The organism is Ralstonia sp. VS2407 (assembly GCF_052950655.1).
The window spans coordinates 1-440 of the sequence record NZ_JBRFVG010000349.1 but is presented as its reverse complement, the minus strand read 5'-3'; the positions used below and the strand labels follow the sequence as shown (position 1 = coordinate 440).

Annotated in this window: 1 protein-coding gene; it reads left to right on the top strand. The window is 68.2% G+C overall.

The genetic code is table 11. The features are described from left to right. Nucleotides 1-252, top strand: a 252-nt coding sequence (locus ACU8YE_RS25400) for an inorganic diphosphatase (protein ID WP_446930354.1), incomplete at its 5' end; no start/stop codon positions are given. Nucleotides 253-440: the final 188 nt, after the last annotated feature.

The following is a 440-nucleotide window of genomic DNA, read 5'->3' as shown; positions in this document are numbered from 1 at the left end:
ATGCTGAAGATGACCGACGAATCGGGCGTCGACGCGAAGCTCGTCGCGGTGCCGAACGACAAGGTCTGCCCGATGACGGCCAACCTCAAGTCGATCGACGACGTGCCCGCGTACCTGAAGGATCAGATCAAGCACTTCTTCGAGCAATACAAGGCGCTCGAGAAGGGCAAGTGGGTGAAGGTCGAGGGCTGGGACGGCATCGACGCCGCGCACAAGGAAATCACCGACGGCGTCGCGAACTTCAAGAAGTAAGCCGCCGGGCGGCGCCCGCCGGGGCGCCCATGGGTCACGCGAAGCCGCGCGCGCCTCGTCACGAGGCCGCGCGGTTTTGTTTGGCGCGCGCGCCGCGCGGCGGCGCGGCGGATACGGCGGTGCCCGCGTTCGGGGAGGCGTTCGCGCGCGCGGTCGTGTTCGCCGCAGGCGCGCGGACGGTTTTCGTT